Below are 19,835 nucleotides of genomic sequence, written 5' to 3'. Positions count from 1 at the left end.
CCCGTCCTACACCCCCAACTTTTCGCGGGCCTTGTCGAGCAGAAATCGCCCGTTCGACACCGGCCGGAACGCGCGCGCCGCGTCGGTGAGGGCGTCGCGGGAATCCGGGGGCAGCTCGATGTCGGCGGCGGCGACGTTGAACTCGAGCTGCTCGACGCTGGAGGCGCCGGGGATGGCCACGACGCCCGGCAGGCTGATCAGCCAGGCCAGCGCCACCTGCGCCGGCCTGGCGCCGACCTGCGCCGCGACGTCGCGCAACGTCTGCATAAGCGGCTCGATGCGGCGCAGGTTCTCGGTGCCGAAGTAGCGGTTCACCGCGCGGACGCCGGCGGGGCGGTTGTCCAGGCCGTACTTGCCGCCCAGCAGCCCCTGCTCCAGCGGTTGGTAGGCGATCACGATGCGGTTCTCGCGCTCGGCGAAGGGCACCAGGTCCTCCAGCGCGCCGGAGTGGGCGAGCGAGAAATGCACCTGGTTGCTGATCACCGGCCGCCCGAGCGCGGCGTCGGCCTTGCGCCAGCGCGCCAGCGAGTAGTTGGAGACGCCGGCCGCGCCGATCTTGCCGTCGTCGAGCAGGTCGCGCATCCCGGGCATGATCACCGAATCGGGGACCACCGGGTTGGGCTGGTGGATCTGGTAGAGCGGGATGCGGTCGAGTCCCAGCCGCTGCGCGCTCGCCCGCTCGCGTTGCTTGATGACGGCGGGGAAGGGGGCCACGGGCATGATCTTGCTGGCCACCGCGACCTTGGCACGCTCGTCGCCGAGCGCCTCGCCCAGGATCCGCTCGCTCTTGCCCAGCCCGTACACCTCGGCGGTGTCGAACAGCGTCACCCCCAGCTCGAGCGCCCGCCGCACGATGTCCCGCGCGGCTCCGGAGGCGTAACTGTCGCCGTAGCCCCACTCGCGCGAGCCGAACTGCCACGTCCCCAGCCCTATCCGGCTGACCCGTCCCACTCCGTCGACGTCGAGATACTTCATGGGTTCACCCTAGGGCTTCGAGCGTGGCCCCTAGCCGGGGATCTTGGTCAGGATGTAGTTGGCGATGCTCACGACCGTCTGCCGAGCCGTGTCGGCGTCGGTGGTGCCGAGGCTGGTTACCTCGAGGTCGACGACGACATTGGCCTTGGCCGCGAGGCCGCGGACGAAGCGCACTTTTAGTCCCTTGGGTGTCAGGTCCATCGTCGTGATGCCGTTGCCGGCGTCGGCGGGGGCGCTCAGGGAAAGGGGATACGACGGCCCGCTGCGATCCGTCACCGTCACGGTTGTCCCGCCGCACTGCCGCCAACCGTCGAGCAGTTTCGCCAGTTGCGATTGCGCGGCGGGCGGATCGGCAAAGGCGGTGACCGCTTGCATGACTTGGGTCGACTTGAGAAAGCTTCGGGTGTCGTCGAATTCGGCCGCGTGGTACCCGCGGATGGCGCCCAGGGGGTAGGCCTCCGGAGCCCCGGGGGTGACGCTTTCCCAGCACTCCGGGCGGTCGATGCTCGCGTCTGTGCCGGACCCGACGGGATGGTCCCAGGTTCGTCCGGCCTCCAGGTTTTCGTCGGCGGTGATCTGCTTGAGGGCGGCGAGATCGGGCAGCAATGCGCCGATGTTGTCCGGCGCTACCGTCGGTCGCGGAGGCGCCTCGCTGGTGGTGGTTGTGGAACTCGCCGGTGCCGCGTTCTGGCGTGACGGGAACGCCGTCAGGGTGGCCCATCCGACGAGGGCGAGGATCGCCGTCGTGATGAACGAATACGACAGCACCACCCCGACCAGGGCGCGGTCACGGCCAAGCTCACCGGTGCGCCGGATTTGCGCCAGCCCCAGGTGCCCCAGAATCGCGCCCGCGGGGGCGAACACGAACGCGAACACCACGGACAGCGTTGCCAAGGCGTTGACGCGGGGCGGGTACGGCGGTTGCGTCGGCGGTGGCGTGAAGATTGGCGGCGGGAAGCCCGGGGGCGGGGCGGGCGGGCCCGTGAACGGGACGCGACCCAGCGGGTCGTACGTAAAAGGGTTGTCCCCGAACGGATCCTGAGGGTCGGTCACCCCAGCTGCCTCCTCAACGCTCCTTAACGCGGCCCGGCTATCCGGTCAGCATGCGATATTGGGCTGCGATCTGTTGATGTGCGGTATCGAGTTGGCGGGCAACGGCTTTGATGGCGTAGCGGCCGGCGGCCGCCAGGCACCAGAAGTGCGGCACCAACCCGCTGGCCCCGGCGACCCTGGTGCAGCGGCTCTGCGGTAGCCCCGGCACCGGTGCGGCGCCTTGCGCCGCGGTCGTCGCCGCCACGGTGTCGCTGTAGTCCTGCGACAGGGTCTGCGCGCTCGCGGCGTCCTTGGCTTGATACACGGTCGTCAGGCTGGTCGACACGAGATCGACACCCGCGGTGGTCAGGGCGGGACCGATTCGCGCCGGGTTGTCTTCCAGATGCAACGCGCCCGCTACCTGGTAGGTGGCCCCAGTCGTGGACGTGCCCTGATCGGGCGGCAGCGGCAGCGTGCGGGCGACCAGCCCGGTGGGATCCCTTGGCAGCGCCGCGAACTGGTCGGCGGAAGTCGGCGAGAACTTGTCGATCAGTGGAATCTCAAGGTCCAGCGTGCGTGCGGCCAGCGGAGCTTCGCAGTCGGCGCCGGCGGCGCACCGCGCGACCTGGACCAGAACATAGGGGCCGTGCGCGGTGAAAACGCTCAGTTCGCGTACGGTCTGGGGGCCTTCCTGGAACGTCAGCAGCGCCGCAGTGGCATCGGGATGGCCGGGGATCGGGACCGCGCGCTCGGGTTCGGTCACGATCGGCGTGGCGCTGGGAACGCGGGGCATCGCCATCGCCTTCCCGTACATCCCTTGGGCGGCAGTCGATGCCGCGGCCGGGCCCGCAAACCGCAGCACCGCGTTGCGCAGCAACATCTGTGAATCCGGGCCCGGGCCTTGGCGCTCGGACATGAACCCGACCACGAAAGGCAGGCCATAGGCGCCGCCCAGGATCGGCGTCCACATCACGTGGGAGAGCTGCTGGTAGTCCTCGATCACTACGGCCGCGCTGCTGGATCCCCGGGTGGACAGCCCCTCGTCGGCCTGCCACGGACCGACCACATAGTCGGCCATGCGCCTGCCCTCGATGAGCCGGCCATCGTGGTCGGACCCGGCATTGCCCAGCGGCGACTGCGGGACGATCGGGTAATTGCCCGGGTCGAGCAGGGACACGTTCACCGATGCCGAAGGGCCCGAAGGCGATTGGGGCGCCGGACGCGCGGTGCCCTCCGTGGTCGTGTGGCTGCAGCCCAGTAGCGCGACGGCGAGCAGTGCCGCCATCGGTTTCCCGTGTTGCAGTTGGCTGGTCCGCATTGGGCTCATCACGTTTTGCAGATCTTCCAGCCGTCCTCGAGTTTCAAAGGCAGGCTGACCGTGCGGCTGCCCAAGGCCTCGTTCTGGGCGTCCATCGTTGCCGTGGCGGTATCGCCGGTGATCGCGACCGAGATGTTTTTGACCGAGGTAAGGCCCGTTTCGGCTCGGCCCTTCTTCACGTAACCCATTACCGGCCCGACGAATTGGGCCCGCATCGCCGAGCACATCAGCTCGGTGTAGGCGTCCCAGTTCTGGGTGTTGTAGGCGTCTTGAAACGCCATGACCGTCTGGCGGATCTGGTCTTCCGCCGAGGGCGATGCGGCGAGCGATGTGGTGGGGGCGGGCGCTGGAGCCGCCACCGGGGTGCCGCCGCCGTGCTGGGCCACGGGGGTGCCGCCGATGACGTTCGAACACGAGGCGGTGACCGCGGCGACGGCCAGCGCGGCCCCCACGGTGGCGAGAATCGACGTGGATGCATTCGATGCAGTCATGGATTCGACCTCTCTGTCACCCCAGTCACTGCCGGGGCACTTTTGCGGCCGTCGCGGTGACGAGCGCGGCGACGTCGGCGCCGCCGCCGGCATGGCACTGGACGATGTCGATGATCACGTTGCCGCGCTCCATCATTCCGTGCTGGCAGGACGCGTTGCCTCCGCGCAGGCCGGCCGAGATCGTCAGCACGCCGGAGGTGGTGAACGGCTGGCCGAATTCCCACACCTGCGGTCCCTCACCGGGCGGGGTGATCGTGACGGGTTTGCCGCCGCACAGCCCCCACTGCTCGCGTTGGGAGATATACGACAACCCGGCCTTGTCCTGGGACGGGAAGGCGATGACGGCCTGGGTGATGCTGTCTTGCCACGCCTTTTGGTACATGGCACGCAACTCCTGCGCGGCCACGCCGGTGTAGGCACTGTTCGCGTAGACCGATTGTTGCGCGGGGGCCCAGGCCGGCAGGCACTGCTGGTTGTCGATCGTCGCGGCGTCGTCGAGCACGACGGCGCCGTCACGCTCGAGGGTGACGGTATCGCCATGTGCGACGCCGGCGATCTCCGCGGTGGTGAGCAGGATCGGGCGTAGCTGCGCGGCGGTGATATCGGTTGCCGGCGGCCCGTCCGCCAAAGCGGGCACGGATCCCTGGAGCCCGGATCCCGTCCGGGAGGCGCCGCCGGGGTTGTCGGTCGAGTCGTTGGGCCAGGCCAGGACGGCGACCGTGCCGACAACGAGCACCACCACCGCGGACAGCGCGAGGGCGATCAGGGTGCGCCGGCGCCGCCGGGCGGGCGGACCCGGCCCGGGGGCCATGGTGCGCGGACCGTTGTGCTCCCATCCCGGTCGTGCCGGAGAGTCGGTTCGCGGATAGGAGCGGACCTCGCGGCTGGGCACGGGCGGCAACGGCGCGCTCACCGTGCGATCGTGCAACGCGGCCGCCGCCGCTTCGGCCAGCGCGCCGGCCGAGGGGAAGCGGGCCGCGGGATCCTTGGCCATCGCGGTGGCAACGACGTGGTCGAGCGCGGCCGGCAGCCAGGGCATCGGCTCGGTGACCCGGGGCGGCGGGGCGAACAGGTGGGCCGCCATCACGCCCGCCACCCCGTTGGTGTCCGGGAACGGCGTCTTGCCCGTCAGCAGCCGAAACATGGTGCAGCCCAGGGAGTAGATGTCGATCCGGCCGTCGATCGGCGAATTCGACAGTACTTCCGGGGCGGCGTAGGCGACGGTCGCCATCACCGAATTCGTCGCGGTCAGGCCGACGTCGTCGAGGGCGCGCGCCACGCCGAAATCGCCGAGCAGGACCCGTTCGCCGGGACCGATGGGCCCCGAAAGCAGAAAGTTCGCGGGCTTGACATCGCGGTGCACCACGTTGCGGGCATGCGCGAAGTCGAGCGCCTTGGCCACCTCAACGAGGATGTGCACGACGCGTTGCGGGCTCATGGTTCCCGCGTGCAGCGCGGCATCGGCGTCGGTGCCGTCGACGAACTGCATCGCAATCCACAGCTGGCCGTCCTCGGTCTGCCCGCGGTTGTACACCGACACGATCTGGGGGTGATCGAGGGCCGCCGCCATGTCGGCCTCCCGGATGAACCGCGCCCGGAAGTCGGGGTCGCGCGACAGCTGGGCCGAGAGCACCTTGAGCGCGATGTGGCGCGGAAGGCCGGGGTCGGCGGCCAGATAGACCGCACCCATCCCGCCCGTGCCCAGCACACGCTCAACGCGGTAGCCGCCCACCACGGATCCCACCGTCAGCATGCAAAACACCCTAAGGTCAACCCCGTTCCGCAGGGGCGTGTCCGGCAATGTTGCGGCAAAACCGGCAGATGGCCAAGTCACCCCGCCAACGCGCTCCCCTCGCCACCCGCCCTCGCCATCGGCCCGTCGGTGAAAAATCCACCGGCACAATGGCTCTCCGCGGCTGCTCAGCGCCGTTTGAGCCGGACGCGGCGGGGTACGCGCGAATCGTGGGCCTTCGTGTCGAGACATGGCCAGAAAGTTGGCATCAAAGCCGGATGTTTCGAGTGCTCAGCCTGGGCGGATATGTCGCTTTTGATTTGCCCAGGGCCGTAACGGGCTTGGGCGTCTTGTTGCTAGTCGGCATCGCCGCGATGCACATCTACGTGTGGACCAGCCAAGACGCGCTGCCGCCGTATTTTCAGGCTTACGCCGCTGTGGTGATCGCGCTGTGCCTGATGTTTGCCGGCAGCCTCGGATACGCACGGAATCCTCGTGTGGCACAGGCAGGTTGGTATTTCGGTAGCCTGCTCGCGTTCGCGGTTCTCGCCGTCGACGTCGGCACCCGGATGGCCAGCCTGCCCGGTCTGGTGGCCGTGACCGGAAGGTGGGACTTCGCGCCGGCGAGCCTGACGCTCGCCTTCGCGGGCGCCTTCATCGCGTTGCACGGATCGGTGCTGCTGGGCATCAACGTCGCCTATCCGCGTCGGCAGCACTGGGAGGACTGAGCGGATGACCGACACAGTGCTCGACTACCCGGCGTGGCTACGCATCGACCATTGGCTCAACGTCCTGTTTCTGACGTTGTTGCTGCGCAGCGGCATCGAGATCCTGTCCACCCATCCCAAGCTGTACTGGCGCGACGACAGCAAGCCCGGGACCGAATGGGCGCGCTTCACCACCAAGAAAATGCCGACCGACAAGCTCTACGACACCCTCGACGAGGAAGAGGACTACAGCTCACTGATCGCGCTGCCCGGCCACAAGAAGCTCGGCATGGGCCGCCATTGGCACTTCGTCTCGGTGATCGGGTGGATCTTGGTGGGGCTTTCCTACTACATCCTGCTGTTCGCCACCGGCCAATGGCACCGCTATTGGCCGTACTCGTGGTCGATTTTCGGGGAGGCGTGGAACGACGTCGTCGCCTATGTGACATTCAACCTGCCGTCGTTGCTGCCCGGCGAACCCCTGGACGCCATCCAGAAACTCACCTACGCCGGTGTCATCTTCCTGCTGGCGCCGTTCCAGATCCTCACGGGCGCGGCGCAATCCCCGGCCATCGAGGCTCGATTCCCCTGGTTCGTGCGGCTCCTCGGCGGACGGCAATGGGCGCGCAGTCTGCATTTCATCGGATTGGTCGCGTTCCTGATCTTCATCGCGGTACACCTGTCGATGATCTTTTTCTGGGGCTGGGGTCAACTCAACGCGGCGATGATCTTTGGTTCGGTACGCAATCTCATGCTGGCAGTCGTGTTGTCGTTCGTGATCATCGGCGTGATCGTCGCCATCCATGTCGCGGCGACGGTCTGGAGTCTGCGTAACCCCGTCCAGGTTCGTCGCATACTCGGCGGGGTGGTCACACGTGCCCGGCTCATCCTGCTGCGCCCGCTGGACTCGCGACAGAACTACCCGGAACGCATGCTGTCGCAGGAGCATCGAGTCAACGGCAAGCCGCCGTGTTCACCCGCCTACAAGGTGATGGCGGTGCACAACTTCGTGGACTGGCGGCTGCGGGTCGGCGGACTCGTCGAACGGCCGGTGACGTTGGACCTGGCCGCGCTGCGCGCCCTGGCCGAACCGGAACGTCAACGCGTGCTGCACAATTGCGTGCAGGGCTGGTCGAGCATCGGTGAGTGGACGGGGGTTTCGCTGGCCTCGGTCGCCGACTTGGTGCGGCCGCTTCCGCAGGCGCGGTACGTGTGTTGTCTGACGATGCAGGACACCGGCCGCGACGAGCCAAGCGCGGAGGGAGAGGGGCAGTTCTACGAGGTGATGGACCTCGAGCTGGCCTACAAGCCGCAAACCATCCTGGCGTATGAGATGAACGGAAAGCCGTTGCCCATCAAGCACGGTGCGCCCCTGCGGCTACGGGTGGAGACCCAGGTGGGCTTCAAGATGGCGAAATGGATCTACCAGATCGAGTTCATCGACGACCATCGCGGCATCGGCTACGGCTTGGGCGGCTGGCGCGAAGACAACGTCCATTACGACAAGGACGTGGAGATCTGACATGAGCACTCCTACGGAAAACGCGGGCGACGACGTTCCACCCGAGCACGTGCGCCCCGAGCTGTTTGCCCTGGACCGCGATTCCCGCGAGCGGGTGCTCGAACAGGTAGCGGCCAAGGGCGGTTATTGCGAATCCTGCGGCGAGAAGAAGTTCGACGTCGGCCACGCTTTGTATCTCGGCTTCCTGTTTCTCGATGAGGACTCCGATGCCTATATGGTTGCGCTGACCTGTCGGAACCCGGAGTGCGCCCAACCGCGAACCGGAATTGTCTTGCCCGAGAAGGGTTTTCTCAGCGAGACCGACGACCGAAGCGCTTGGCCGTTGCGGGCTCGGGCTCGGTGAAATTCGGGTGAGCGAGCCGGAATCGATCGATCAGATGCGATAGCGCGCGCAGCTCGTCGCACAACGCGCGGAATCTGCGCTCGTCGGCGTCGTCGAGCCGGCCCAGCGAACTGTAGTGCACCAGCCGGCGCAGCCGCCCCGCCAGCACCGTGCCCCACCTGATGCTGAAGTCGTAGCGCTGTCCTTCGCTTATCGCCTCTTCGTCGTCCTTTTTGCCGAGTTCCTTGAGCGCCTTGATCTGTCCGCTGATCAATTCGACGTCATCGTCGATCTCGACCGCCGTGCGAGTGGGATTTTGTGTTGCGCTCATCGGTATCTCCTCTACTCACCTACTCACAAATGCGGTTTGGCGATGCTGACCACATACGGCGCATCGGCCAGTGTGAGGTATACGCGGTGCGGCCCGATCGCCATGCCCGACAGGCGTGCCGACTGGACCGCGCCGCCGGGCAGGTGGGCCCGGTAGTCGATGACGCGGATCACGTGAATCTTTCCGTCAGGGAAGCCGGTGAAGCTCGCCGTCTCGAGCACCACCACCTCGTGGTCGGTAGCGGCATAGATCCGGCTGTCGTCGGTGCCGAGTTCTCGGATCGCCGACGGCAGCTTGGCGCTGGCGAGCACATCCAGCCCGTTCTCGCCGTGGCGCGCGTCGATCGCATAAAGCGTGCTGTCGTTGCGACCGGCGACATAGGTGCGTTCGGCGTTGGCGCCGTCGCCCGCCGAAACCGTGGCGTCCATCTGCAAGGAACCCTGTTCCTCGGGGGGTGACGAGGGGCCCTCGTAGTAACGGATTCCCGACGGACCATAGAGGTGGTAGTCGATCTCGCGCCCACGGTTGGCGCCGTCGATGGTGTCCGCGGGGTCGCCGGTGATGCCGGCGGTCGGTAGCTTGTGGTACCCATACTGGTCCACCGGCGTCACCGACTTCCCGTCTGCCGACAGGGCAAGCAAGACCCGCATGCCCGCGTCTTCGGCGAGGTAGGCCGGGGCCGGGCCGGCGTCGAAATCGTCGACTTGGCACAGACTTTCAAGATCGACCTCGGCGACCCGGCCGCGCTCCGGCTGAGGCACGAATACCATGCGGTCGTCTTTCTGACTGATCTGGAGATTGCGCCCCACCGTCATCGGCATGGACAACCGCGTCTTGGCGTCGTGGTCGTGGGCGCTCCCCGTGACCTCGGCCACCCGGTTGTCGTCCGTGAGCGCGACCATGGCGTGCGTCCGATACGACCACACCGGTTGGTGCAACATGGCGCCGACCGACCACAGCAGGACCTCGGGAGCGCTCTCCAGTGTCGTGCCCGGCGTCGAACAACCGGACGCGATCAGCGCCGCGCCGGCGACGGCCAAGCGTCGGAGCAGGCACCTGCGATCGCCCATGTCGATCAAATACCCCGCCTCCGCGCCGCTACACGCCATGACCTGGGACAAGTTTGGTGAATGTGTCGTGGGGTAGCCGCTGAAAGGCGCGCAAACAGCCCGCGCGCCCCAACACGATGATCGGGACGATCAAGGGGAGGACACTATGGCTCCGACTGCCATCACGTCGCCCACCGACGTGGTCGAATTTCTTACCAGCCAACACGAGCGGATCATGTCGCTCTTCGCCAAAACGCTTGCCGCGTCGGGCGAGGCGCGGGAGAAGGCGTTCGTCGAACTCCGTCAACTGCTCGCCGTACACGAAACCGCCGAGGAGGAAATCGTTCATCCCCGGGCGAAACGCAAGATGGCCGACGGGGAGTCGGTGGTCGGCGAGCGGCTGGAGGAAGAGCACGAAGCCAAGACGGTGCTGCAGAAGCTGGAGAAGCTCGACGTGGACAGCGAGGAATTCACCCGCGAGCTCACGGAGCTCCGCGACTCCGTCCTCGAGCACGCGAACCATGAGGAGAACGACGAGTTCGCCAAGCTGGGCGAGGAATTGAGCAGTCGCGAGCTCGAAGCCATGGGCCGTGCCGCCAAGCTCGCCGAGGCGATCGCACCCACCCGGCCGCACGCCGGGGTCGAGTCGCGGGTGGCCAACTTGGTCGCCGGTCCGTTCGCGGCGATGCTGGACCGGGCTCGCGACGCCATCGTCGGTAAGGGCTAGTCGGTAAGGGCTAGTCGGTAAGGGCTAGCCGGGAGTTTTCGGGCGGTCCCGCAGGGGTATGCCCAGGGGCATGACGTCCCTGGGCTACCTCCTGTCCTGCGGCGCTTGAGGCCCAATGAGTACCACGAAGACGACGAGCGCGGCGCGCTACCTGCCCGAGGACCGTCGCCTCGATTCGTTGAAGTCGGCGGCCGAACATTGCCGGGGTTGCACGCTTTTCCAGGACGCGACGCAAACCGTCTTCGGTCACGGGCCCCCCGGAGCGCCGATCATGTTGGTCGGTGAGCAACCGGGCGACCAGGAGGATCGTGCGGGTTTGCCGTTCGTCGGTCCGGCCGGGCGATTGCTCGCCCGGGCGCTCGACGAGGCCGACATCGATCCGGGGATGACATACCAGACCAATGCGGTGAAGCATTTCAAGTTCACCCGCAAGGACGGCAAGCGGCGGATACACCAGAAACCCAGTCGCACCGAGGTTGTCGCGTGCCGACCATGGCTCATCGCGGAGATAGAGGCGCTGGGTCCCCAGATAATCCTGTGTCTCGGGGCGACCGCCGCGCAGGCGCTGATGGGACCGTCGTTTCGGGTCTCCACCGAGCGCGGCCACGTGGTGGCACTTCCCTCGGAGGGTGACCTGGAGTTCGACCCCGAGCCGAGCGTGGTTGCGACCGTGCACCCGTCGGCGGTGCTGCGTGATCGCAGTGACCGGCGCGATGAGGCGTATCGACTATTCGTCGACGATTTGCGCAGCGCGCGGGCCGCTCTCGTGGGCGGCTAGCGCCGCGGCGATGACCTGCGCGAGGTGCATCGGCTTGCGGTCGCTGTCGAGTTCGCGAATCTGGGTGCGGCAACTGAACCCGTCGGCCAGCACCAGCGTTTCGGGATCGGCGTCGCGCAGCGCGGGCATCAGTTTGTCTTCGGCGCACGCGACCGACACGTCGTAGTGACCTTTTTCGAAGCCGAAATTGCCTGCCAGGCCACAACATCCGGCGTCGAGCACGTCGGTGTCCACTCCGGCATCGACGAGCAGCTGCTTGTCGTGGCTGTAACCCAGTATCGCGTGCTGATGGCAGTGCTGCTGAACCACCGCCTGGGCACCGATCTGGGGTGGCTCCCAGTCCGGCGCCTTGCGGGCCAAAAGCTCACCGAGAGTATAGGTTTGCTTAGCCAGCCGGTGCGCATCCTCGTCGCCGAAAAGGAGCTCCGGCAGGTCGGAGCGGAACACCGCGGCGCAGCTGGGTTCCAGCACCACCACCGGTGTGCTCGTCCGCAGCGCCGGCCGTAGTGCCGTAAGAGTCCGGCGCAGAACGCGTTTGGCGATCTTCAGCTGACCCGTGGAGATCCAGGTCAGGCCGCAGCACACGGTTCGCTGCGGAACGTCGACGGTGAAGCCCGCCGATTCCAGCACCGCGACGGCGGCCTGTCCCACCTCGGGTTCGAAGTTGTTGACGAAGCTGTCCGGCCAGAGCACCACCCGTCCGCGTGGCGGCTCACCGGCGCCCGACCGGCGGCGGGAGAACCAACGGGTGAACCTCTCGTCGGCGAAGCGCGGCAGCTCGCGATGCGGGTCGATGCCGCCGGCCTTCTTGACCAGTGTCGAGAGCCCGCGCGCGTGTGTCACGGCATTGAGCGGGCCGGGCGCGGTCGCGGCCAGCCGGGCCCACAGCGGGATCCAACCCATCGAGTAGTGCGCCATCGGCCGCAGCCGACGTCGATAGTGGTGGAACAGGAACTCCGCTTTGTAGGTGGCCATGTCGACGTCGACCGGGCAGTCGCTGCGACAACCCTTACAGGCCAGGCAGAGATCGAGCGCGTCGTGCACCGCGGTGGAGCGCCAGCCGTCGGTGATGATGTCACCCTGCACCATCTCGAACAGCAGCCGGGCCCGGCCGCGGGTGGAGTGCTCCTCCTCCTGGGTCGCACGGTAGCTCGGGCACATCACGCCCGATTCGTGGCCGCGGCACTTGCCGACGCCCACACAGCGCGCGGCGGCGCGGGAGAATCGGTGGTCGTCGTCCGGGTAGGCGAACATGACATCCGGCTCGGCGGGGCGGTAATCGACTCCGAAGCGCAGGTTTTCGTCGAGTTTGTAGGGGTGGACGACCTTGCCGGGGTTCATCCGGTTGTCCGGATCGAACAGCGCTTTGGTCTGCTCGAACGCCCGCACTACACGCTCGCCGAACATGATCGGTAGCAGCTCGCCGCGGGATTGTCCGTCACCGTGTTCGCCGGACAGCGAGCCGCCGTATTTCACGACCAGTCGCGCCGAATCTTCCACGAAGGAACGGTATTTGGCGATGCCCGCGGCGGTGCGTAACACGAACGGGATGCGGGTGTGCACGCAGCCCTGCCCGAAATGCCCGTACAGCGAGGCGGTCCCGTAGTCGTAGCGCTCGAGCAGCTCGCGGAAATCGCGTAGGTAATCGCCGAGCCGCTGCGGCGGCACCGCGGCGTCTTCCCATCCCTCGTGGGTCTCGGGCTCGTTGGGCGGATACGCGGTGGCACCGAGCCCGGCCTCCCGGGCGGCCCAGACTTCCTCCTTGCGGGTCGGGTCGTCCACGACGGTGACGCCGTTGTGCGACACCTTGTGCAACGCGTCGATCATCGACTTGGCCTTGCGGTCCGCGTCGTCCTGGTTGTCGCCGTCGATCTGCACCATCAGCCAGGCGTTGCCGTCGGGCAGCTGGCGCAGCGCCTGCTCGGCCAGCTTCTGTGAATGCTCGAGTTCCACCAGCCGGTGATCCAGACCCTCCAGCGCCGCGGGGTCATGTTCGAGCACGGCCGGCACCGCGTCGGCCGCCGAGGCCACGTCGTCGAAGCCCATGACCACCAGCGCTGTGGCGGCCGGTATGCGAACCAGCTGCAGCTCCGCCCGCAGCACGGTGACCAGGGTGCTCTCCGAACCAACCAGGGCCTTGGCGACGTGAAAGCCGTTCTCCGGCAACAACGAATCGAGGTTGTACCCGGAAACACGCCTCGGGATTTGGGGATAGCGCGACCGGATGTCGTCGGCATATCTTTCGGCGAGTGCCCTGAGGCCGCGGTAGATCTCGGCGCGCCGGCCACCTTCGTCGAGTATCCGGTTGTACTCGTCGTCGTCCGTCTGACCGACCCACATCCGAAGCCCGTCGTAGGTCACCACCTCGAGGCGGCGCACGGAGTCGACCATCTTGCCGTACGCCTGGGCCGAAGAACCGCAGGAGTTGTTGCCGATCATGCCGCCGATCGCGCAGCTGACATGGGTGGACGGTTTCGGGCCCACCATCCAACCCGAGGACTCCAGGTTGTCGTTGAGCACATCGAGCTTGATGCCGGGCTCCACCACCGCGATTCCCGCCTCGGTGTCCACCGAACCGATCCGGGTGCAGTACTTGCTCCAGTCGATGACCACCGCGGCGTTGCAGCTCTGCCCGGCCAGACTGGTGCCGCCGCCACAACCTGCCCGTGTTGTCCCGTGGCGGCGGCACACGTCGATGGTCTTGACCCCGGCCTCCAGGGTGCGCGGCACCACCACGCCGATGGGCACCTGCCGGTAGTTGGACGCATCGGTGGAGTAGGCCGCACGCGAGCCGGGATCGAACCTGATTTCCCCGTCAACCTCGGCGCGGAGGTCAGCGGCCACCGCTTCGAACAGCGTCGGTGTACGGCTCTTCACGGGTTAACTCTTCTTGTGCGGCAGGAACTCTTGTGCCTTGGCTTTGAGGCCCACCTTGACGAAGCCCCGCCGATCTTCGTCGCCACCGAGCACCGCGGCGCTGGCCGCCTTGAACTGTTCCCAGGTGGCGTGCGGCGGGATCGGCGGCATGTCGGGGTCGGTGAAGACGTCCATCACGGTCGGACGGTCGGCCGAGAGCGCGTCCCGCCAGGCGTCCCCGAGCTCCTCGGGATCCTTGACGGACAACGCGTTGAGACCGAGACTGGCCGCAAACGCCGCGAAATCGACATCGGGAAGCGCCTGGGACTCAACGAATTTCGGCGCACCGGCCATGGCGCGCATTTCCCACGTGACCTGGTTTAGGTCGTTGTTGTGCAGGACCGCGACGATCAGGCGCGGATCCTCCCACTCGTGCCAGTACCGTTTGATCGTGATCAGTTCGGCCATGCCGTTCATCTGCATGGCGCCGTCCCCGGCGAACGCGATGACCGGCCGTTGCGGGTGAGCGAATTTTGCGCCGATGGCGTACGGGACACCGGGGCCCATCGTGGCGAGGTTGCCCGAAAGCGAACCCCGCATGTTCCCGCGGAACTTCAGGTTTCGCGCATACCAGTTGGCCGCGGAACCGGAATCCGCCGTGACGATCACGTCGTCGGGCAGCTGGGGGGAAAGCTCCGAGAAAAGCCGCAGCGGGTTGATCGGGTGGGCGCTGACCTTGGCCTCCATGTCCATGGTTTCCCACCACCGGGCCACGTTCGCCTCGATGCCCTCACGCCAGGACCGGTCCTCCTTGCGGCGCAGCTTGGGAATCAGGGCCTGCAGCGCGGATTTCGCGTCGGCGACGATGTTGATCGAATACGGGTAGCGCATCCCGATCATCCGGCCGTCGACGTCGATCTGCACCGCTTTGCACTGCCCGAACTGGGGCATGAATTGGGTGTAGGGGAAGCTGGATCCCACGGTCAGCAAGGCGTCGCAGTCGCGCATGAGCTCATAGCTCGGGCGCGTGCCGAGCAGTCCGATAGCCCCTGTGACCCAGGGCAATTCGTCGGGCAGCACGTCCTTGCCCAGCAGCGCCTTCGCCGCGCCGGCGCCGAGTAGGTCGGCTACTTCGACGAGCTCGTCGCGAGCCTCACGCGCGCCCTGGCCCACCAGCATGGCGACCTTGGTGCCCTCGTTGAGCACCTCGGCCGCGCGTGTGATGGCCTCGTCGTCGGGGGAGATGGCCGGCCATTCGATGCCCAGACTCGAGGGCACCATCTTGAAGGCGTGGCTGGGCGGCGAGTATTCCAGTTCCTGCACATCGGCCGGGATGATCAGGGCGGTCGTCGTGCGCTCGGTCAGCGCGACCCGGATGGCGCGGTCCAGGACGTTGGGCAATTGCTCTGGCACGGTGACCATTTGGACGTAGTCGCTGGCGACGTCTTTGTACAGGCTGAGCAGGTCGACCTCCTGTTGGTAGGACCCGCCCATGGCGCTGCGGTTGGTCTGCCCGACGATGGCGACCACCGGCACGTGGTCGAGTTTGGCGTCGTAGAGGCCGTTGAGCAGATGAATCGCGCCGGGCCCCGACGTGGCCATGCACACCCCGACACGGCCGGTGAATTTCGCGTACCCGACCGCTTCGAAGGCGCTCATCTCCTCGTGGCGCGACTGGATGAACATCGGCTTGTTGTCGGCTCGGCCCCACGCGGCGAGGATTCCGTTGATGCCGTCCCCGGGATAGGCGAAGACGTGCTCAACATTCCACGCCCGCAACCGCTCCAACAGGTAGTCGCTGACCTCTTGCTTGGACATGAATTTCCCTCCTAGTTTCGCTCCTGGTTTCGCGCGCCGGTCAGCGACGCCATCGTCGTAACCTGCGCACCGCCGCCCCGGCCGCGGCGGCAAACGCCGCCGTCGCGGTACCCCCGAGGAGGCCGTGGTGTTGCGAACCCCATAGCTGGAAACTGCGGTTGGTGGATGTGTCGTCGAAAATGCCGTGTGCGCCGTAGTCCCGGCCATCGCTGCCGTCGGCGGGCTCCCACAAGTTGGCCGGCTGGTCGGCCGGGCGGGGATCGTCGGTCTGCTGCGAGTCGAAGCCGGTGCGGGCGAGGTAGCGATCCAGCAGACCCGGCGCTATCGCGTTGGCGGCCAGGGTTCCCACGGTGCTGCCGCCCACCCAATACTCGCGTCGCTGTGGATGATCCGCGGCGTAGAGCACGGCTTGCGCGGGGATCTCGGGCTGGTAGATCGGCGGAACCGGCTGGGCCTGCTTGGGTAAGCGCGACAGGACCCAGGAGAACTGCGGGGTGTTGACCGCCGGCATCTGGACCATGGTGACGCGGACGTTGCTGTGTTCGTGCAGCAGCTCGCATCGCAGCGCCTCGTTGAAGCCCTGCGTCGCGTGTTTGGCACCGCAGTAGGCGCTTTGCAGCGGGATGCCGCGGTAGGCAAGCGCGGAGCCGACCTGCACGATGGTGCCGGCGTCGCGGGGCCTCATCCGCTTCAACGCGGCCATGGTGCAGTACACGAAGCCCAGGTAGGTCACCTCGGTCACGCGCTTGAACTCCGCGGGCGTGATTTCCCAGAACGGGGCAAACACCGAAGTGAATGCGACGTTCACCCAGACGTCTATGGGCCCGAAGGTCCGCTCGACCTCCTCGGCGGCGGCCTCGCACTGCTCCGGGTCGGCGACGTCGGTCGGTATGACGCACGCTTTGCCGCCGGCGGCTTCGACGTCGCGGGCCGCGGCGTTCAGTCCCTTCTCGCCACGCGCGACCAGGCCGACATGCGCGCCCCGCGCTCCGAACGCGGTGGCGGTGGCGCGCCCGATGCCCCCGCTGGCGCCAGTCACCACCACGGTCTGATTCGCGGTCTGATTCGCGCGTGCGCCTTCAGCACTCCCCACGCATCACGTCATACCCGGATTCTTCGCCGTTATGCGTCGCCGATCCGATTTTTTACGATAACGATTGTGTAATTACGTGGCGGCCCGTCGGGTCACGCGCTCTTGGGCAGGGCGGTCAAGCCAGATGCGCTGTCGCCCTTGGCTACTCGGCGAATCAGCGCGCGGGTGGCCCGCTCCAGGATTTCCTGGACGGCCTCTGGTCGGCGGGCGCGAGCGGCGCGAGCGGTCGCCGCGGCGATGGTCTGCCCCTGCCGGTAGCCGGTGACGACGCGCGGATCTACATAGGAGCCGCGGGCAACCGCCGGCGTATTGCCCAGTTCCTCGGCGACCTCCCGCATGACCGCGGCCTCGACGCGCTTGGCCACCCGCTGCGAGACGGCGGGGTCAGCGTCGGCGAACGCCGCCGCGGCCAGTACTGTCCCATGCCAGGTCCGCAGATCCTTGACGGTGTATTCGTCGCCGACGAGCTCCTTGAACCGGGCGTTGAGGTCGTCGGCGCGCACGTCTATCCATCCGGATGCGGTACGGCACACCAGCAATCGCTCGGTTCGCTCGGTCCGGCGCGTCAGTGCCCGCACCGCGCGGACCACCGCGGGGTCCTCGATTTCCAGAGTTCGCCGCACCCCGCTTTTGGCGGGGTAGTCGAATTCGACCGCCTCGCGACGCACCGTGACGTGCTCGCACAGCAGGGTGGCGATTCCATAGGATTCGTTCTCCTCGGCGTACTGCTCACCGCCGGCGCGGAAGTAGCCACGATCAAGGAGGCGCAGCGCGAGCGCCAGCACCCGCTCACGCGTCAGCCCCCGACCCGCGAGGTCCGCGGCGACGCGGTCGCGCCAGGCCGGCAACTGTGTGGACAGTTCCAGGACGCGGTCGAACTTCTCCTCGGCACGTTCCTGCTGCCAGGCCGCGTGGTAGAGGTACTGGCGGCGACCGGCGGCGTCGGTGCCCACGGCCTGTATGTGGCCGTTGGGGTGCGGTGAGATCCACACTTTCTTCCACGCCGGCGGGATCACGAGATCCTTGATCCGCTGCAGGGTGCGCTCGTCGTCCAGCGGCTCGCCATCCGTCCCGAAATAGGCGAAACCCTTGCCGCGGCGCTTGCGCGTGATCCCCGGCTTGCTGAGCTCGCTGCGACGCAGCCGCATTGTGCCTTCCAGTCCTGTTGTCTGGCAGTCCCGTTGTCTGGCAGTCCCGTTGTCTCGCTGGACAATTACCCATCCGGCGAGCGGTTCACACGGGGCTGGTTTTTGGGGCTGGTAACACCCCCCGCGCAGAACGACCCGCCACAGCGGTGGTGGCGGGTCGTTTCTGGGAGCGTCAGCCGGCCATGAACTCCTGGTAGGCAGACTCCAGATTCGGCGGTAGTGCCGTCACGCTGCACTGGCGCTCGGTGTCGCCGATCGGTGCCAGGATCCCGCGCAGGTCGTAGTACTCCTGCGGGTGCGCGGTGAAGTAGTTCCGCAAGTTGGATGCGGCCTGCGCGCGCGGCTGCCCGTAAGCGGCCATGACCACCTGGTTGGCACCCGGATGCCCGGCAAGGTATTGCTGGGCCGAGTCCGTGGCCGAGGAGACGGTGGCGTTGACGCCGGCGGGGCTGCAGTCGGGTGCTGCGGCCGCCGACGGTGCGGCGACGGTGCCCACGACCATGCCCACGGCCATGCCCCCGAGCAGGAAGCCGGCGCTGACACCGGCCACTCTCCGGCGCGTGACCCGGCGCGTGAGGTTGTTGCTGATTTTCATGATCGGTGATTGTCCTTCGAATTCTCGCAGTGATTTCTCGTCGCTTCGATTTTTCGTTGCTTCGCGCGGGCTCCCGAGGCCCGAAATCCAAAGTAGCCGGGGCGACTAGGGCCGGTGCCGAAGCAAAATCAACGCGAATCACTGCGTGCGGCCGGGTGCGTGACTAGACGGACAGATTGATGCTGATGTGCTAAGCGAATGGCCAAACTCTCAGAGAATCCGAGGTCTTCTTAGCGGATCGTGATCTCGATCGTAATAAAGCCGTGACCCGAAATGGCTGTTCTGCTCTGCTTTGCTAGGCGTTGGCCGAACCGTTCGTCACTCCGTCGGTCGCCACGGTGTCCAGCCACGTTTCGATGTCGGGGCCGAGGACCATGGCGTTGTTCGGTGCCAGCAGTGCGCCGCCGGCGAGCGCCGTCAGGGCCGGTGGCACGGTGCGCACGCGACGGCCATCGCCCTGGGATTCGAGCAATTTCGACGTGAGTTCGGGCAGTCGGATGTCTTGCGGTCCGGTGATGGTTCGCGGCGTGCGGGTCTGACCCAGAGCGGCCTCGACCAGCACATCGGCGACGGTGTCGGCGGCGATGGGTTGTATCAGCCAATCCTCGACCAGCACTTCGTCGTCATCGCAGCTCACGGCCGCTGGGTGGGTGGCGAACTCGTGGTACTGCGTGGACTTGACGATCGTCGTCGGCACCGGACCGTTGAGCACGATCTCCTTGGCCGCGCGTTTGGCCACGTAGTAGGGGGATGCATCGAGCGTGGGGTCGTCGATGCCGGCAATCGTCAACGCCACCAGCCGCTGGACTCCCTGCGAGGCGCACGCACCGACCAGGTTGTGCGACGCGGTGGCCAGGGTGTCGATGATGTCGCCGTGATCGCCGTCCGGCACCGGATCGGACACGTCGATCACGACGTCCACTCCCTCCAGCGCCTCGGCCAGACCGCGCCCTGAGATCAGGTCAACTCCGCGGGAACGGGCGAGCTCGACCACCGCGACACCCCGGCCTTTCAGCCTGGCGGTGACGCGGGATCCGGCCGTGCCGGTCGCCCCAACGACAGCAATGTTGGTCGTCTTGTACCCACTCTCGTCAGCTTCCGGGACCCCGCTATACCCGCGATCAGAGCGTTCAAACAACGCTCGGTAGATAAATTTTCGGCCGCTATCCGCCGGAGTGCCAAGCCACGCAACTTGATTCGGTTCGCGCCCGGGTGATTCAGGACACGCATAGGTCGACCAGGCGAAATTGGTTGCGATGCGGGGGGCGCGTTTGGCGGGCCGCGGCGCGGGAAGCCGATATACGCGGACGCGTTGATTAGCCCGGCAGCTAACGCACCGAG

The 19,835-nt window shown here is 67.0% G+C and carries 18 protein-coding genes; 5 read left to right on the top strand and 13 right to left on the bottom strand.

The features are described 5' to 3' along the window. Positions 1 to 6: 6 nt before the first annotated feature. From A5745_RS14885 to A5745_RS25245, 5 genes are read right to left on the bottom strand one after another with little or no spacing between them, the layout of a single operon-like run. A complete protein-coding gene (locus A5745_RS14885) occupies positions 7 to 975 on the bottom strand; it encodes an aldo/keto reductase (protein WP_076116934.1) in 969 nt (322 codons plus the stop codon). A 30-nt stretch (positions 976 to 1,005) separates the two neighbouring features. Continuing rightward, complete coding sequence (locus A5745_RS14880; RefSeq protein WP_076116932.1) at positions 1,006 to 2,028, bottom strand: sensor domain-containing protein; 1,023 nt, start codon at positions 2,026 to 2,028, stop codon at positions 1,006 to 1,008. A 37-nt stretch (positions 2,029 to 2,065) separates the two neighbouring features. After that, on the bottom strand, positions 2,066 to 3,325 hold the full coding sequence (locus tag A5745_RS14875) for a hypothetical protein (protein ID WP_076116996.1): 1,260 nt from the start codon (positions 3,323 to 3,325) through the stop codon (positions 2,066 to 2,068). An 8-nt stretch (positions 3,326 to 3,333) separates the two neighbouring features. After that, positions 3,334 to 3,816, bottom strand: coding sequence for a nuclear transport factor 2 family protein (locus tag A5745_RS14870; RefSeq protein ID WP_139329624.1), 483 nt, complete (start codon positions 3,814 to 3,816; stop codon positions 3,334 to 3,336). A 25-nt stretch (positions 3,817 to 3,841) separates the two neighbouring features. Continuing rightward, a complete protein-coding gene (locus tag A5745_RS25245; RefSeq protein WP_076116930.1) occupies positions 3,842 to 5,569 on the bottom strand; it encodes a serine/threonine-protein kinase PknH/PknJ in 1,728 nt (575 codons plus the stop codon). Between the two features lie 257 nt (positions 5,570 to 5,826). Here A5745_RS25245 and A5745_RS14860 point away from each other — a divergent pair, with 257 nt between their 5' ends. From A5745_RS14860 to A5745_RS14850, 3 genes are read left to right on the top strand one after another with little or no spacing between them, the layout of a single operon-like run. Further along, entirely contained in the window at positions 5,827 to 6,276 is a 450-nt protein-coding gene (locus A5745_RS14860; protein WP_076064484.1) for an oxidoreductase, read from the top strand. A gap of 4 nt (positions 6,277 to 6,280) precedes the next feature. After that, complete coding sequence (locus A5745_RS14855) at positions 6,281 to 7,777, top strand: molybdopterin-dependent oxidoreductase (protein WP_076116928.1); 1,497 nt, start codon at positions 6,281 to 6,283, stop codon at positions 7,775 to 7,777. Position 7,778: 1 nt separating this feature from the next. Then, on the top strand, positions 7,779 to 8,120 hold the full coding sequence (locus A5745_RS14850) for a hypothetical protein (protein WP_076116926.1): 342 nt from the start codon (positions 7,779 to 7,781) through the stop codon (positions 8,118 to 8,120). Here the strand turns inward: A5745_RS14850 and A5745_RS14845 are convergent. Beyond that, a complete protein-coding gene (locus A5745_RS14845) occupies positions 8,068 to 8,430 on the bottom strand; it encodes a hypothetical protein (protein ID WP_076116924.1) in 363 nt (120 codons plus the stop codon). The genes A5745_RS14850 and A5745_RS14845 overlap by 53 nt on opposite strands. 23 nt (positions 8,431 to 8,453) lie before the next feature. Beyond that, the gene (locus A5745_RS14840) at positions 8,454 to 9,500 is read right to left on the bottom strand and encodes a hypothetical protein (RefSeq protein ID WP_076116922.1); all 1,047 of its coding nucleotides are present in this window, start codon (positions 9,498 to 9,500) and stop codon (positions 8,454 to 8,456) included. 145 nt (positions 9,501 to 9,645) lie between these two features. Between A5745_RS14840 and A5745_RS14835 the strand changes: the two genes are divergently transcribed. Then, positions 9,646 to 10,206, top strand: a complete 561-nt coding sequence (locus tag A5745_RS14835; RefSeq protein ID WP_076116920.1) for a hemerythrin domain-containing protein — start codon at positions 9,646 to 9,648, stop codon at positions 10,204 to 10,206. 115 nt (positions 10,207 to 10,321) lie between these two features. Continuing rightward, complete coding sequence (locus tag A5745_RS14830) at positions 10,322 to 10,984, top strand: UdgX family uracil-DNA binding protein (RefSeq protein ID WP_076064479.1); 663 nt, start codon at positions 10,322 to 10,324, stop codon at positions 10,982 to 10,984. On the opposite strand, the gene A5745_RS14825 is transcribed toward A5745_RS14830, so the two are convergent. The 6 genes from A5745_RS14825 to A5745_RS14800 form a co-directional block, all read right to left on the bottom strand. Continuing rightward, positions 10,934 to 13,861, bottom strand: coding sequence for an FAD-binding and (Fe-S)-binding domain-containing protein (locus tag A5745_RS14825; protein ID WP_076116918.1), 2,928 nt, complete (start codon positions 13,859 to 13,861; stop codon positions 10,934 to 10,936). The two genes, A5745_RS14830 and A5745_RS14825, sit on opposite strands and share 51 nt — an antisense overlap. A 3-nt stretch (positions 13,862 to 13,864) precedes the next feature. Continuing rightward, positions 13,865 to 15,658 carry a thiamine pyrophosphate-requiring protein gene (locus A5745_RS14820; protein ID WP_076116917.1) on the bottom strand — a complete coding sequence of 598 codons (1,794 nt, stop codon included), beginning with the start codon at positions 15,656 to 15,658 and terminating at the stop codon, positions 13,865 to 13,867. Between the two features lie 40 nt (positions 15,659 to 15,698). Next, on the bottom strand, positions 15,699 to 16,751 hold the full coding sequence (locus A5745_RS14815; RefSeq protein WP_076064476.1) for an SDR family oxidoreductase: 1,053 nt from the start codon (positions 16,749 to 16,751) through the stop codon (positions 15,699 to 15,701). 92 nt (positions 16,752 to 16,843) lie between these two features. Then, positions 16,844 to 17,899 carry a DNA topoisomerase IB gene (locus A5745_RS14810; protein ID WP_076064475.1) on the bottom strand — a complete coding sequence of 352 codons (1,056 nt, stop codon included), beginning with the start codon at positions 17,897 to 17,899 and terminating at the stop codon, positions 16,844 to 16,846. A gap of 172 nt (positions 17,900 to 18,071) precedes the next feature. After that, complete coding sequence (locus A5745_RS14805) at positions 18,072 to 18,494, bottom strand: heme-binding protein (RefSeq protein ID WP_076116915.1); 423 nt, start codon at positions 18,492 to 18,494, stop codon at positions 18,072 to 18,074. 295 nt (positions 18,495 to 18,789) lie between these two features. Next, the gene (locus A5745_RS14800; RefSeq protein WP_076064545.1) at positions 18,790 to 19,560 is read right to left on the bottom strand and encodes an SDR family oxidoreductase; all 771 of its coding nucleotides are present in this window, start codon (positions 19,558 to 19,560) and stop codon (positions 18,790 to 18,792) included. Positions 19,561 to 19,835: the final 275 nt, after the last annotated feature.

The sequence above is a fragment of the Mycobacterium sp. IS-2888 genome (assembly GCF_001954215.1).
Lineage (GTDB): Bacteria > Actinomycetota > Actinomycetes > Mycobacteriales > Mycobacteriaceae > Mycobacterium.
The sequence above is the reverse complement of the archived record's forward strand: the minus strand, read 5'-3'. Positions and strand labels throughout refer to the sequence as shown.